The sequence below is a fragment of the Haloprofundus halobius genome, assembly GCF_020097835.1.
Classification (GTDB): domain Archaea; phylum Halobacteriota; class Halobacteria; order Halobacteriales; family Haloferacaceae; genus Haloprofundus; species Haloprofundus halobius.
Window position 1 is genome coordinate 511,131 of the sequence record NZ_CP083666.1, and the last position, 14,732, is coordinate 525,862.

Genomic DNA, 14,732 nt, shown 5'->3' on the forward strand with positions numbered 1-14,732 from the left:
TCTCGCTACTCGCCTCCGGCCTCGTCGCGGCCGGGGTCGTGGCTCTCGAACCAGTCGGTGAGTTCGCGCAGGCGATGGGTCGCCCGCTCGGGCTTTCCGATGTTGTGGTGCTCGTCGGGGTAGACGACGAGTTTCGCGTCGACGCCGCGGCGGCGGACGCTGACGTACAGCTGCTCGGCCTGCGACGGCGGACAGCGCCAGTCCTCCCCGCCGGCGGTGACGAGAAGCGGCGTGTCGATTTCGCCGACGTCGTGGATGCTCGAAATCGCCCGATACTCCTCGGGGCTCTCCCACGGCAGGCCGATGTCGTGGACGTACCACTGGTGTAAGTCGGCGGTGCCGAACAGCGAGTAGAAGTCGTAGATGCCGTGTTCGGGCGCAGCGGCGGCGAACATATCCGTCCGAGTGACGACGTAGGCGGTGTTGATACCGCCCTGCGAGAACCCGGAGACGAACAGGCGGTCGGGATCGGCCCACCCGCGGTCGACCAACTCCTCGACGCCCGAGACGATGTCGTCGGCCTCGCGCGGCCCCCACTCGCCGCGGATGGACTCGCTGAACGCCCGTCCGTAGGAGGTCGACCCGCGGTAGTTGACGTTGAACACGACGTAGCCACGGCCGGTCCAGTAACTGTAGTCGAAACTGAATCCGGGGGCGTCGTAGGCGGTGGGACCGCCGTGGATGTGCGCGATGACCGGGTACGATTCGCTCTCGGGGTCGAATCCGTCGGGCAGGTACGCCAAGCCTTCGACCTCGATTCCGTCGCCGTTCTCGTAGTGGACGCGCTCGCAGGTCGGCAGCGCGGCGTCGGTCAACAGGTCGTCGTTCAGTCGCGTCAGTCGAATCGGGTCGCTGCCGTCCAACTCGGTCGCGTCGAGCGCGTACAGGTCTGCACCCTCGTTCGGATGGCTCAGGCAGACGACGGCGCGGTCGCCGCCGACGGAGAACCGCGTGATGCTTCGGTCGGTGCCCTGGTTCTCGAAGACGCGCTCGGGGTCGTCTTTCTCGGCGTCGAGTCGGACGAGTCGGGTCAACGCCTCGTCGCCGACGGGTGCGAGCAGTTCGGCGTCGCCGACCCACTCGGGCGCGCCGCTCCGCGCGCGAGTCCGGTCCAGCGACGCGGAGATCGAGCGCGGCTCCGATTCCTCCGCGTCGGCGACGACGTACACCTCCGTCGGGTGGTAGGTGTTCGTCGGGTTCGCCCCGTCGAAGGCGAGGCGCTCGCCGGTCGCGCCCCACCGCGGGTTCGAGACGCCGATATCACCGTCGGTGAGTTGCCGTAGGTCTCCGCCATCGCTCCCGAGGGTGTAGAGGTCCTGCTCGAACGTGTGGTCGGGATTCTCGCCGCGGTACGACCGGAACGCGATTCGGTCGCTCGCGCCCCACGCGGGGTGCAATCCTCCAGTACTCATCGCGCCACGCGTGTAGGCGCCGTCGAGTCGCTCCGTCTCTCTGCTCTCCAAATCGACGACGAACAGGTAGCTTCGCACGTCGTCGAGAAAGCCCATCCCGTCGCGCTTGTGCTGGAGGCGAGTGATTTCGACCGGACCGCCGTCGCGGCGGTTGTCGAGGTACTCGCGCTGTTCGTCGGTGGGGTCGCGCGCGGTGACGACCACCTTGTCGCCGTCAGGCGACCAGTCGAACTCGCGCACCCCCTCGTCGAACTCGGTGACCTGCCGGGCGTCGCCGCCGAGCGCGAGGTCGTACAGCCAGAGTTGAGATTTCGGCCCCTCGTCGCCGTTCTCTCCCGTTCCGTCGGCTCGTTCTTCGTCGCCCCCGCTTTCCTCGCTTTCGTCGCCCGACCCGTCACTTCGGCCGACCGTGAGCGCCACGTCTCGGTCGCGACTCGCGAGGAAGGCGAGTCGTTCTCCCTTCGGTCCCCACGCGGGTGACCCGGCGTCCGAAGCGCGGGTGAGTCGGTGCGGGTCTCGACTCCCGTCGGTCGGCGCGACGAACAACGAACTGCGCGTCTCGTCGGCGCCGGGGTCGCTCTCGGCGACGACGAACGCGACGCGCTCGCCCGTCGGCGAGACGGCGACGTCGCGGATTCGTCGGAGGTCGTAGAAGTCGTCTAATTCGAGCGGGCTTGCCATGCGCCCTCCTCTCAACCACACCACATGTCGGTTCTGGTCTCGGAACGCGTGGCCGGGTCGGCGAAGCACTCGGTGTCGGACGCGCCGCCGGGGTCACATTCGCCCGGATTCGACAGCAAGCATTGTTTCGTCGCGGCGATTTAAGCCTCTCCGCGGTAAGGGCGGTACATGAGCCAGCAGCAACCGCATCCGGACGAGGGCCAGGAAGGGGCCGACGCCGACCGCTTCGCGGGCGAGAAAGACCCCGACCTCCCGAGTTCGGGCGTCACGTCGGGCGCCGAGCGCGCCCCGCACCGAGCGATGTTCCGCGCGATGGGATTCGACGACGACGACCTCTCGGCGCCGATGGTCGGCGTCGCCAACCCCGCCGCCGACATCACGCCGTGTAACGTCCACCTCGATGACGTCGCCGACGCCGCCATCGCCGGTGTCGAGAGCGCCGACGGGATGCCAATCGAATTCGGTACCATCACCATCTCCGACGCCATCTCGATGGGGACCGAGGGGATGAAAGCCTCGCTCATCTCTCGGGAGGTCATCGCGGACTCGGTCGAACTCGTCGCCTTCGGCGAGCGAATGGACGCGCTCGTCACCGTCGCCGGCTGCGACAAGAACCTCCCGGGGATGATGATGGCGGCCATCCGCACCGACCTCCCGACCGTGTTCCTCTACGGCGGCTCCATCCTGCCGGGCGAGCACGACGGTCGCGACGTGACCGTCCAGAACGTCTTCGAGGGCGTCGGCACCTACGCGCAGGGCGAGATGAGCGCCGAGGAGTTGGACGATCTCGAACGCCACGCCTGCCCCGGCGCGGGTTCGTGCGGCGGGATGTTCACCGCGAACACGATGGCCTCTATTTCGGAGGCGCTCGGACTCGCGCCGCTCGGCAGCGCCAGCGCGCCCGCCGAGTCCGACGAGCGCTACGAAATCGCCGAGCGTGCGGGCGAGCTCGCGCTCGAAGCGGTCGAGAACGAGCGTCGCCCCTCTGATATCCTCTCGCGGGAGTCGTTCGAGAACGCCATCGCGCTGCAGGTGGCGATGGGCGGCTCGACGAACGCCGTGTTGCACCTCCTCGCGCTCGCCGCCGAGGCGGGCATCGACCTCGACATCGACGACTTCGACGACATCTCGCGGCGCACGCCCAAGATCGCGAACCTCCAACCCGGCGGCACGCGCGTGATGAAAGACCTCCACGACGTCGGCGGCGTACCGGTCGTCCTCCGCCGACTGCTCGACGCCGACCTGCTGCACGGCGACGCCATGACCGTCACCGGTCGGACGATGGCCGAGGAGCTCGACCACCTCGACGTCGACGACGACGATATCGACGTCGACTTCCTCAGCCCGGTCTCCGACCCGTTCTACGACGAGGGCGCTATCAAGATTCTGAAGGGGAACCTCGCGCCCGACGGCGCGGTTATCAAGGCGACCGGCGACGACGCGTTCCACCACACCGGTCCCGCCCGGGTGTTCGAGAACGAGGAGGACGCGATGCACTACGTCCAGTCGGGCGGAATCGAGTCCGGCGACGTCATCGCCATCCGCAACGAAGGACCGCAGGGAGGCCCCGGCATGCGCGAGATGCTGGGCGTCACCGCCGCCGTCGTCGGGCAGGGTCACGAGGACGACGTGGCGCTCTTGACGGACGGCCGGTTCTCCGGCGCGACGCGCGGCCCGATGGTCGGCCACGTCGCCCCCGAGGCCGCCGCCGGCGGCGCGATTGCGCTGCTCGAAGACGGCGACGAGGTGACCGTCGACATCCCGAACCGGACGCTCGCCGTCGACCTGAGCGACGAGGAACTCGACGCACGCCGCGACGACTGGGAGCCGAAGCCGCCGAACTACACCGCCGGCGTGCTGGCGAAGTACGGCCAGTCGTTCGGGTCGGCCGCGAACGGTGCCGTCACGAACCCGGCGGTGAAGCGAGACGACTAACGGGGCGGCTGAGCGGTCTTTTTGGTCCAGATTTTCCCGGCGGAGAGAGCCCTCCGCGCTCTCGACGACGGAAAAAGGTGGGTGTGCGAACTCGGTAGTGAAGCGGGACGACTGAGCGGTCTCTTTCGAGTTTCGCGCCGTTACGGAAAATCAAGGAGAAAGCCCCGTCCTAAAGGGCGGGGGTGAATCCGACAACCCCTACACAATCCACGGTTCGATGGAACAGCAGGATATTCCACGCTCTAATCCATACTTTCAAATTGGTTTGTCTACATAGGTTACGCATGGCGAAACAGGTCGTCACTCGCACCTATACTGCTTCCATTCGGAATCAGTCACGGGTGTCCGACGACCTTGACGCCCTCGGGTTCGCCGCTTCGAAACTATGGAACGTCGGACGATGGGTCTGCGACCGTGTGGTCCGAAATCGGCCACATCCCCGGTCACAACGAACTCACCGCGTACCTCAAGAGCCACGAACGCTACGATGACCTGCATTCTCAGTCAAGTCAGCGAGTCCTTCAAGAACTCGCTGAAGCGTTCAGCGGCTGGTACGGAAAACGACGCAACGGAGACACACGAGCGAACCCGCCGAAGTACCGCAAGCACGGCGACGAACACCCGCGAAGCACGGTCACGTTCAAAGCCGCTGGCTTCAAACTTGACATTAAATACAACCGAGTCCGACTCTCGAAAGGGTCAAACCTCAAAGAGTACTGGTCGGACTTCATCCTCTGCGAGTACGAAACTCGCCCCGACGTTGACCTCTCCACCGTGGAGAGCATCCAACAAGTGCGAGCGGTGTGGAACGGTGAGGAGTGGGAACTGCACTTCGTGTGCAAGGTCGAGATAGACGTTCCTGAATCGCCCGGTGAGAAGACGGTGGGTGTTGACCTCGGCATCAACAACTTCGCCGCACTCGCCTACGAAGACGGACACAGCGAACTGTACCCGTTAAACTGCTTGAAGCAGGACGACTACTACTTCAGCAAGCGCATCGCTCGCTGTGACGATTCTGAGTCGGAGCAAGCCACGCTGTTGAACCAGAAGAAGTCGGGCCGTCGAACCCACTACTTTCACACCCACTCCAAGCACGTGGTTCAGCGGTGTGTAGAGGAAGGTGTTGGAACGATTGTATTGGGTGACCTCTCCGGCATCCGCAAGGACGAAGAGAACGGTGAGTCTAAGAACTGGGGTCGTCACGGCAACCTCAACCTGCACTCGTGGGCGTTCGACCGCTTCACCGACCTGCTGACCTACAAGGCCGAGATGGAAGGCATCACGGTTGAACGAGTGTCTGAGCGGGACACGTCGAAAACGTGTTCCTGTTGTGGGCGCACGCAGAAGGCGAATCGTGTTGAGCGCGGGTTGTACGTGTGCGACGATTGTGGTACGGTGGCGAACGCAGATGTGAACGGCGCTGAGAACATTCGACAGAAAGTATCTCCGAGTTCACCGAGTCTTTCGGTGAATAGGAGTAACGGCTGGTTGGCACAGCCATCGACGTACCTGTTCGATTCGGAGAGCGGATGCTTTGCACCGCGAGAACAGGTCACGTCGTAAACCACAATATCCCAACGGCGGTCGGGAATCCTCGCCCTTCAGGCCGGGGAGGATGTCAAGGCCGTCCCCACTCGTAGAACCAGTACGCGAGGCCGAACAGCATCAACCCGATACCCAGCGTCGACGTCGCGGGTTCGGGAATGAGGAACAGAATCAGTCCCGCGACGATGACGAGACCCGGTCCGATGTCGTCGGTGTAGTTCGTGAGGTCCATGTCTCCGAGTACGCGAGGAAGCCACGTAAACGTACGGCCCGACGGCCGTCCGTTCACGCACTACGGACTCTCGACGAACAGGTCGACGGGTCCGTCGCCGCCGACGGAGAGCGTCGCGCCGACGAACGCTCCGGCGTCGTTCGTGCGGTAGCGAATCCGCTCGACGCCGCCGCCCCGTCGCCCGAACGAAAGTTTCGGACGCCGAACGTACGGTTTCTCGAACTGGACGCGGAGTGTCCCGTCCGTCGGCGTCGATCCCCGGTGGCTGTCGAACGCGGGCGTGTGATCTCTGACCTGGGCAGTCGCGCTTCGGATACGCCACGGGTTCTCGTCGTTGCGTAACGCCCGCACCGCGTGTGCCGAATCCGCTCGCCCCGTCTCGTTGCCGATGGCGCGGTTGTTGGTGTAGAGGTTGTGCGATGCCCCGCGTAGCTCGAGGAGTGCCACGTCGCCGGTCTGCCGAATCGTGTTTCCGGAGACCACCGTCTCCGAACTGCCGACCAACACCCCGGGAACCTCCGGATCCGCGTCCGCGTGCTGGTGGACGTAGTTGTCCGAGAGTTCGTGGCCGCCGCCCGACTCGCCGTTGACGGTGATACCGGGAAGCGCCGCCTCACGGACGCGGTTGTTCCCGACGGACACCGCCTCCGCGCTGTCGAGGAGGATTCCGTCGGAACCGGGACTCGTGATGGTGTTACCGACGACCCGTCCGTTTCGGGCCCCTTCGACGCGAACGCCCATCTCGGCGGCGTCGGTGAGGATGTTGTCGGTCACCTCGAAATCAGCAATCGGACTCTGGACGTTGACCCCGTGGCGACTGTAGCCGATCAGCTTGTTCCCGGTGACGGTGATGTTGCGACCGCCCTCTTTCGGGTCGATGGCGACGCCGGCGAACTTCGGCGTCTGCTTCGTTCGGAGGCCGTCCGTCGACTGGATGCTCACGTTCCCTCGGATTGTCACGTTGTGTACTGCGCCGGGGCCGCGGACGTGACAGAACGACTTGTGGTAACCGAAGCCGATGTTGTTGGTGATGGTGACGTGGGCGCCGTCGTCGAACTCGCCGGGTGCGCCGGAGGCGATGCCGGTCAGACTCCCCTGTGTGCTGTTGCCGACGATGTTCCCCGTGATGATGACCGTGTTCGCGACTTCGTTCGTCCCCTCGGGCGACCAGAGGTCGCAGGCGATGGGTCGGTCGGTTCCCTCGGTGACGATGTTCCCCGACACGAAGGTGTTTCGACTCCCCAGCTGGATGCCTCGGTCGCCGTACTCGCGGATGCGGTTGTCGACGATTCTGACGTTCTGGCTCCCGCGTTCGACGCTGATACCGCTGCCGCCGTCGCCGTGTTCGCGGTAGGGGTGGGTCCGCGTCACCGCGTTCCCCCGGAGGACGACGTTCGACGCGTCGCGGACGATTATCCCGTGGAGTTTCTTCGCGGCGTCGTCCTGATTGTCGGCGTTGCCGTGATACCCGACGTCGCGGACGGTCACGTCGCGACAGCGGGAGTTGTGGCCGATGCGAATGCCGCCGACGTTCGCGCTGTCGGCGGGTTTGATGAGCGTCGGGACGCCCGGTCCGACGACGGTGACGCCGTCGACGTCGATGTCGAGCCAGTCGGTCGTCCGGTACGGCGCGTTCTTCGGGTCGATACGGATGGTCTCACCGGGCGACAGCGCCGCGAACGCGCGTTCGAGTTCGCCCTCGCTGCGGACGACGTAGTCGGCGACGCCGCGGATGCGACCGGTGTTCATCGACGGCGTCGTCAACCCGTGTCGCCGCCATCCGTCGCGGGTCGAGACGAAGGGCAGCAGCTCGCCAGTCTGCGTCGTCGCGAGGTAGACGTCCCAGTTCGACGCCGACGCGGGGGGTCGTCCGGACCCGTCGGTCCCGCCGCCCGTGATGCGGAGTTGCTCGCCCGGTCGAAACCCGTTCCAGCCGCCGTCGGGGACGGCCTCGACGTGCGATGTCGAGGTTGCGCTCGCTGCGACCACCGCTAACAGTTCTCGTCGTGATAGCTCTCTCATGGATCGTTCGGGTGCGTCTCTGATTCGTCGCCGATTCATCGTTGACTCGTCGCCGACGCGCCCGACGCCGGTGAGGGCAGTTCGCTACGGTCTACACCGTCGATACGGTAAACCGTAATTGTGCGGAAGGAGAACGTCCGTGAGATTGACTCGTCCCGCCGCTCACTCGTGGAGCGCCGCCGCCAACAGCAGCACGGCGACGACGACGAGCGCGAGCGCCGACAGCGACAGGCCGCCGGAGCCGAGCGTCGCCACCTCGCCGCCGAGAAACACCGTCGCGACACCGACGCCGACGCTCCCAACCGCGTGGGTCGCTTCGAGACTCTTCGTCTCGGCGGCCCGACCGAGTTGTTCGCCGACGTTGATGGCCTGCTCGCCGAGGTCGTAGACGAGTACCGTCGCCACCGTCCCGACGAGCAGCGGTCGGAGTTCGTCAGGTTCGAGCAATCCGGTGACCAGCACGGTGAGAAACAGCAGCGCCGCACCGACCTTCAGCAGACCGCGAGAGCCGTCTCCGCGGACCGGTGCGAGCGCCAGTCCGACGAGGAGGACGCCGAGCAGAGCGGGAACCGTCCGGACGAGCGCGCCGGGTTCACCCGACCCGCTCGAACCGAGCGCGACGCCGACGAGCGAGACGAGGACGCCCGCTGCGACGACGACCCAGCGGAGTGCCGTCTCCCTGCGCGTCTGCAGCGCCGAGCCGACGGCGACGACGACGGTACCGCCGACGACGAGCGCTAGTGCGCCGAGCGTTCCCTCGGTGAGGCGCCACGTCGCCGCCGCGGCGACGAGAAGCGCGAGTGCCGAACTCATGAGCGCGGGTTTGCGGACGAACGTTCCGCTCACGCCGTCGCCCTCCGGTTGCTCGCCAGTGCAGATTCGAGCGGCGCGTCCGGACTCCAGTCGACCGTCGGGATTCCGGTCCGTCGGAGCGTCGACACCCGCGCGGCGCGTTCGGTCGCCGCGAGGCGCTCGCCGACCGTCGTCTCGTCGGTCACGTCGGGGCTCACCGTCGTGACGGCGTGACCGTGGGCGTCGAGTCGTCGCGCTGCCGTGACGATGTCGTCGTCACACAGCGGTGAGAACAGAAACACCTGGGTGGTCGAGTCGAGTCGCTGCCGGAGCAAGTCGACCTGCTCGTCGAGCGGCGGTGTCTCGCGCGGTGGCGTCGGCGCGAACGCCGGGTGCGTGTCGAACAGGCGGTGAAGCTCGACCTGCTGGTTGGTCCCGCCGCCGGGCGGCTGCCAGCAGAACTCCCGACCGAACGCCGCGACGCCGACCTGGTTACGACCCGCGAACAGCGGTTCGAGCAGCTGTTTGGCGGCGGCGACGCTCCGGACGACGGCGTTCGGTTCGTCGTCGAGCGCGCGGTACGCCTCCGGACGTGCGTCGACCAGCAGCACGACCGACATCGACCGCTCCTCTCGGTACTCGACGGTCGTCAGTTCACCCGAGCGGGCGAACCGCTTCCAGTCGACGCGACTCATCGAGTCGCCGCGGCGGTACTCGCGGGTTCGCGTGAACTCCAGTCCCGAACCCTCCTTCGAGGAGAGCACTCGACCGACCGTGTCGAGCGTCACGTCCCGACCCGCCGGAGCCTCCGAACGGCCCGTCACGGTGAGTTCCGTCTCGTCGCTCACCGTCGTCTCTCTCTCGTGCCCGCCGCTGATGTCCCGAACTGCGACGGTCGCCGGAACGAAACTGTGCTGGCCCGACTCCGCCTCGACGCTGTACTCGAAGGAGACCGACGACCCCGGCCGGAGCGCCCCACCCCGACGGGGGGTGCCGTCGACGACCGACAGCGCCGCGGGCACGCCGTCGACGACGCGGAGGTCCGCGAGCGTGTCCTCGCCGACGTTACGGAGCGTGACGGTCACGTCGACGACGTCGCCGGGGTTCGGCGACCGGTCGCTCACCCGCCGGTCGAGTTCGAACGCCGGCGTCGGCGCGGCAGTGAGACGCGGGTACGTCGCGAAGACGACGCCGACGCCCGCGAGCACGAGCAGGTTCGGGCGGTCCGACAGCAGGCCGATCGCGCCAGCGACGAACGAGAGCGCGACGACGCCCCGCCACCGGTGGGTCTGGTACTCGCTCACCGTCGACCCTCGCTGGCGATTCGGGCGATTTCCTCGGCGGTTCGGCGCGCGGCGTCGCGCGCACTCCCGAGACTCGACCCGGCGTCTGTCGGTCGCCCGCCGTCAGCGCGGAGCGACGAGTCGGTCTGCAGGAACGCGGCGGCCGTCTCGTCGTCGGTCCACGTCCCTTCGTCCACGCGGCGTTCGGCCTCGGCCCGGTCGAACCCCTCGGTCGTCCGGAGCGTCTTGACGGCGGCGCGGCGCAGTCGGTCACGGAGCGCCGCGCGGCGGCGGCGTCCGAGCACGGGAATCGAGAGCCGCCAGTCCGACAGCGCCTCGTCGAACCCCTCGCCAGGTGACGGGGCCGAAACGGGTCGCTCGGCCTCGGGCATCTCCGCCTGTTCGAGGCGGGCGCCTCGACCGGAGACCAACACGGGCACGGCGACGAGTAGTCCGACCGCCGCGAAGACGGCCATCAGGAGGTAGTCGTTGCCGAGCAGTTCGACCAGTCCGTCGGTGGGGAGGACGTCCCCGCCGGTGATGCCGGCGAAGAGGACGAGCAGGCCGACACCTGCCAGCAGGAGGCGGCGGACGTTCATCGGTCACCTCCGGAGTTACCGCGGAGGCGGCGAAGGTAGTCGCGGGCGCGCTCCCGACGCTCGTCGGTCACCGCCGCGCCGCCGTAGCGGACGTTCTCGTACAGCGAGGTGAGCCCCCAGACGGCCTCGGCGTCCTCGCCGCGCTCGGCGACCTTCTCGCCGCGCTCTCTGGGCGTGAGCTTCGTCTCGCGTTCGAGTCCGACGGCCGCGAGCATCTCACACCAGGCGGCGGAGATGTCGTCCTTGGGGTTCGGATCGCCGACCGGTTCGGCGGCCGTCGCCGACCCCTCGTCGGAGTCGGGCAGCCAGCGACCGACCAGCGCGGCGATGCGGTCGCGGTATGTGAAGGCGGCGACGAGCAACGCGAAGAGCACGGCGAACGGGAGCAACGCCTCCAAGAACGCGAGGAGTTGTTCCCACAGCGTCGGTTCGTCGGGCGATCCGTCGTCGCCACCCGCCTCCGACTGCGACTGTTCCTGTTGTTGCTCTTGCTGGGCCTCCTGTCGTTCGGCCTCCCGGATCTCCTCGGCCTGGTCCCATCCGGCGTCGGAGTCGCTCGACTCGCTGTCTGCGGACGCCGACGCGTCGCCGCTCTCCGACGGATTGGCCACCTGCTGTTTCAGGTCGTCGGCCTGATCGGACCCGACGGGGAGCATCGACGAGTCGATGTCGATGACGTCGTTCGGGTCGGTCTCGACCGACGAATCGAGCGTTCCGGCGGCCGTCCCGAGCGAGAACAGGCAGCACGCCGCGACGGCGATTGCGAGCAGTCCGTCCCTGTTCATGGTCGAGGGCGAGTGTGGTGGACGTTTGTGGGTGTTCGCATATGATTGATAAATCCCCCCGGACGGGTTGGTTAGCTGTCGCGAGTTATCCGACTCGGAGGAATTTCCGATGCCCACTCTCATAGGTATTTTGCTCGGTACTCGAATATAGATAGGAAATAGTGACTGTTCTTAAAATTATACACTCTCTAATGTCGATATCCCTTTCATCCGGCGACGACGCTACACGCTCGAACAGGCCCAGAGGAGCGTTAACTGGTCGGTAATCTTCGGGCGCCGCGACTCGCCTGCTCGGATCGCGTCGCTCTTCACGTTTGTACGCCTCGCTATCGCTCGGCGAACAGAAACAGTGGGACCGCCGAGATTCGAACTCAGGTCCTACCGACCCCATCGGCAGAGGATACCACTACCCTACGGTCCCGCATCTGGGCTAACGGGCGACCCTCGTTTAACACCTTCGCTTCGACGGCAGCGAAAACCACCCGACAGCGACGCGGTAGCGTCTCGCACACGGTGACGCGACCGCCGATCTCCCCACGTTACTCGTCGCCCTCGCGCGGAACGACCAACTCGTCGTCGTCGCGGACGGCCATGCTGGTCACCGCGTCGCCCTCGTACACGGCTAACCCCTCGTATCGCCCGATGATGTAGCCGTCGTGCTCGGACTCGACGGTGTCGACGCGCTCACCGTGCGGCGTGACGACGTCGGCGACGATGTCGCCCGCCGAGACGACGTCCCCGGCGTCGACGCGGTGGCGAACTACTCCAGCGGTCTCCGTCCGTGGGTGGACCGCCCGCCGGACCGGAAAGTCGACCGGCGCGTCGGGGACGCCGGTTCCGGGTTCGCCGACGCCGTCGGGGAACTCGTCTATCATCCCGAGTTCGCGCATGACGCCGTAGACGCCCGCGACGCCCGCCGCGCGAACCTCTTCCTCGACGACGCTGTGGCCGCCCAACTCCGCGGTGAACGCCGGGATGCCGGCGGCGTTCAACGCCGCGCCCGCGGTCGAGCGGTGCAACCCCTGGTCGAGATACTCCTCGGCGGGGTACTCGGTGAGCACCGGCAGGCCGAACGCGTCGACGAGTTCGGCGAGTTCGGCAGCCAGCGACTCGGCTTCCGCTTTCGTTCGCTGTTCGCCGTAGAGTACGCGGTCACGGATGGAGAAGGGCACCGACCCGACCTGCGCCGTGTGCAAGTCGACGAGCGCGTCCGCGGAGTCGACGACGGTGTCGTAGAGGCGCCGGTCGATTCGCTCCTGCGTCTTCGGCGGCCGAGTCGACTCGTTCTCGGGGTCCGGGAAGTAGCGGTTCGGGTCGTCGTCGCCGTAGTACGACGTTCTGGCGTTGCGACGAAGTCCTGCCGGATTCACCAGCGGGACGCAGACCACGGTCCCCGAGAGTCGTTCGGGGAGGTCCTCGCGCATCGCGTCCTGGGCGACGGCGACGCCTGTCGCCTCGTCGCCGTGGACGCCGCCGGTGAGCCACAGCGTCGGGCCGTCGCGCTCACCGCGAGCGACGACCACCGGCAGTCGTTCGTCGCCGCCGGTCGGCAGCCCCGTCGCGTCGAACCAACCGCGGGTCAGTTCCCCGCGTCGCGCCTCGGCAGTTCCGATGTTCATGTGCTTCCGTCTCGTGGCACCGCGAAAAATCTGCGTTCGCCGGCAGAGACGAATGTGGGTGCACTTCGCTTCGATGTTCCCTCACGGGAGCCACGGGGCCGATCTGTTTCGAGTCGTGCGGTGTTGACGAAGGGGCGTGTTTCTACCGAACGTCGTAAAAGTGAGCGGAAAACACACGTGATGTTCATTCGAGACTCGCTATTCGACGTCGACTGTCGGTATCCCGGATTCGAGGCCCAACCTACTAGTACGCTCACTAAACTCTTTGTAGTGCTGCCGGCGGGTACCATCCCTGAAGCTCGGAGTCACCGGCAGCGTCTTACTGATTCGTCGGACGGCGTCGAACGCACCTCGTTTCCTCGGCGTCAAGCACCGGTTAACTATACTGCGACGAGTGGAGAGTGAGTCGATGACTTCGGACGAGTGGTCTCTCCTCCGCACCGTCTCCGTCGGTATCGACGACGCCCGCGTCGGCTACGACCGACTCCGCCGACCCGACGACGAGACCGAGGGTCGCCTCTGGGCGGACAGTCGCGACTCGGTCTGTGTCGTCGCCGAACTCGACGGGGAGATCGTCCTCGTCGAGGAGTTTCGGCCCCGACTCGGGAAGACGGTGCTCTCCTGTCCCGTCGGTTCGGTCGAGGGCGACGAGTCGCTCGTCGAGGCGGCCGCCCGCGAACTCCGCGAGGAGACGGGGTATCGGGCCGAATCGCTGCGACTGCTGGAGACGAGTTACCCCGTGGCGTGGCTCCGCAAGCGTCGTGGCATCGTCTTCGCGACCGGCCTCACGCGTAGTGAGAAAGACACCGACGAGGACGAGTTCACGACGGTTCGGCGACTGACAGTCGACGACGCGCTCGAAGAAGCGCGTCACCAACCCGTGACCGACTGGACGTTGCTGCCGCTGCTTCTCTCGCGGTACGAAGGGTTGGTGTAGCCCAAGAGAGACGTTCCACTCAGACGAGCACGCGTTCGAGGGCGACGACGGTGCCTTTCTCCGCGTCGGGGTCGCCGACGAGTCGCCCGAGACAGACCGCCGCGCCGTCGGGTGTGTAGCAGGCGAGCAGTTCGTCGCGTTCGATACCGTCGTCGGCGGTGCGGACGCCCGGGGCGTAGACGGGTGCGCCGGTGGCGACCTGTTCGGCCGCGCTGTCGGCGATCGTGACGGAGGCGAGGTGGTCCAGCGCGCGTTCGGCGGGCGCGACGGTCTCGCGGAGGACCGATTCGTCGCCCTCCTCGGCGAACGCCAGCGCGTCGGCGAGGTCGTAGAGGCTCACGAGGTCGGTGTCGTCGAAGGGGTCCGTCGCCGTCCGGCGGAGGTGGCCCATGTGCGCGCCCGTCCCGAGCGCGAGGCCGATGTCGTGACAGAGTTTTCTGATGTAGGTGCCGCTCTCGCACCGAATCCGCAGTAACGCCTGTCGCTCCCGCACTTCGAGCACCTCTAACTCGTGAATCTCGCGCGTGCGGAGGCGGCGCGAGACGGCGCTCTTGCGCGGCGGTTTCTGGTACAGTTCGCCCTCGAACTCGGCGACGACGGATTCGAGGTCGCTCGGCGCGGGTTTGTGGAGTTCGAGCACCGAGACGTACTCCTTCGAACCCTCCAGAAACACCTGTGCGAGACGCGTCGCGTCGCCGGTGAGCACGGGGAGACAGCCGGTCACTTTGGGGTCGAGCGTTCCCGCGTGGGCGGCGCGTTCGACGCCCGCGAGATCGCGAACCCACCCCGAGACCTGGTGGGCCGAGGGGCCGGGCGGCTTGTCGAGGTTGACGACGCCGAACTCGAGCAGTTCGTCGACCGAACGCTCGTCGGGTGAGCCGCGCATCGTC

General features: G+C 66.7%; 11 protein-coding genes, 1 tRNA gene and 1 pseudogene. 3 read left to right on the plus strand and 10 right to left on the minus strand.

Going from position 1 to position 14,732, the window contains the following annotated elements; translation table 11 throughout:
- Positions 1 to 5: 5 nt before the first annotated feature.
- Complete coding sequence (locus tag LAQ74_RS02720; RefSeq protein ID WP_224334757.1) at positions 6 to 2,093, minus strand: S9 family peptidase; 2,088 nt, start codon at positions 2,091 to 2,093, stop codon at positions 6 to 8.
- Between the two features lie 168 nt (positions 2,094 to 2,261).
- Here LAQ74_RS02720 and ilvD point away from each other — a divergent pair, with 168 nt between their 5' ends.
- Entirely contained in the window at positions 2,262 to 4,028 is a 1,767-nt protein-coding gene (ilvD, locus tag LAQ74_RS02725; RefSeq protein WP_224334760.1) for a dihydroxy-acid dehydratase, read from the plus strand.
- Positions 4,029 to 4,312: 284 nt separating this feature from the next.
- Positions 4,313 to 5,591: pseudogene (locus tag LAQ74_RS02730) on the plus strand (RNA-guided endonuclease InsQ/TnpB family protein).
- Between the two features lie 55 nt (positions 5,592 to 5,646).
- On the opposite strand, the gene LAQ74_RS02735 reads toward LAQ74_RS02730, so the two are convergent.
- From LAQ74_RS02735 to LAQ74_RS02770, 8 genes are all read right to left on the minus strand, one after another.
- Positions 5,647 to 5,805 carry a hypothetical protein gene (locus tag LAQ74_RS02735; RefSeq protein ID WP_224334761.1) on the minus strand — a complete coding sequence of 53 codons (159 nt, stop codon included), beginning with the start codon at positions 5,803 to 5,805 and terminating at the stop codon, positions 5,647 to 5,649.
- A gap of 60 nt (positions 5,806 to 5,865) precedes the next feature.
- The gene (locus LAQ74_RS02740) at positions 5,866 to 7,794 is read right to left on the minus strand and encodes a right-handed parallel beta-helix repeat-containing protein (RefSeq protein ID WP_224334763.1); all 1,929 of its coding nucleotides are present in this window, start codon (positions 7,792 to 7,794) and stop codon (positions 5,866 to 5,868) included.
- A 195-nt stretch (positions 7,795 to 7,989) separates the two neighbouring features.
- Complete coding sequence (locus tag LAQ74_RS02745) at positions 7,990 to 8,673, minus strand: DUF7519 family protein (RefSeq protein ID WP_224334765.1); 684 nt, start codon at positions 8,671 to 8,673, stop codon at positions 7,990 to 7,992.
- Complete coding sequence (locus tag LAQ74_RS02750; RefSeq protein WP_224334767.1) at positions 8,670 to 9,923, minus strand: DUF58 domain-containing protein; 1,254 nt, start codon at positions 9,921 to 9,923, stop codon at positions 8,670 to 8,672. The genes LAQ74_RS02745 and LAQ74_RS02750 overlap by 4 nt, the downstream gene beginning before the upstream one ends.
- Positions 9,920 to 10,501: a DUF7269 family protein gene (locus LAQ74_RS02755; RefSeq protein WP_224334769.1), complete on the minus strand. Its 582-nt coding sequence runs from the start codon at positions 10,499 to 10,501 to the stop codon at positions 9,920 to 9,922. The genes LAQ74_RS02750 and LAQ74_RS02755 overlap by 4 nt, the downstream gene beginning before the upstream one ends.
- The gene (locus LAQ74_RS02760) at positions 10,498 to 11,286 is read right to left on the minus strand and encodes a DUF4129 domain-containing protein (protein ID WP_224334771.1); all 789 of its coding nucleotides are present in this window, start codon (positions 11,284 to 11,286) and stop codon (positions 10,498 to 10,500) included. The genes LAQ74_RS02755 and LAQ74_RS02760 overlap by 4 nt, the downstream gene beginning before the upstream one ends.
- A 350-nt stretch (positions 11,287 to 11,636) precedes the next feature.
- Positions 11,637 to 11,707, minus strand: a tRNA-Pro gene (locus LAQ74_RS02765).
- Positions 11,708 to 11,825: 118 nt separating this feature from the next.
- Positions 11,826 to 12,905: a succinylglutamate desuccinylase/aspartoacylase family protein gene (locus LAQ74_RS02770; RefSeq protein WP_224334780.1), complete on the minus strand. Its 1,080-nt coding sequence runs from the start codon at positions 12,903 to 12,905 to the stop codon at positions 11,826 to 11,828.
- A gap of 409 nt (positions 12,906 to 13,314) precedes the next feature.
- Between LAQ74_RS02770 and LAQ74_RS02775 the strand changes: the two genes are divergently transcribed.
- The gene (locus LAQ74_RS02775) at positions 13,315 to 13,842 is read left to right on the plus strand and encodes an NUDIX hydrolase (RefSeq protein WP_224334782.1); all 528 of its coding nucleotides are present in this window, start codon (positions 13,315 to 13,317) and stop codon (positions 13,840 to 13,842) included.
- A 19-nt stretch (positions 13,843 to 13,861) separates the two neighbouring features.
- On the opposite strand, the gene LAQ74_RS02780 is transcribed toward LAQ74_RS02775, so the two are convergent.
- Positions 13,862 to 14,728 (minus strand): RNA-guided pseudouridylation complex pseudouridine synthase subunit Cbf5, encoded by an 867-nt coding sequence (locus LAQ74_RS02780; RefSeq protein ID WP_425498545.1) that lies wholly within the window; start codon positions 14,726 to 14,728, stop codon positions 13,862 to 13,864.
- Between the last annotated feature and the right edge of the window lie 4 nt (positions 14,729 to 14,732).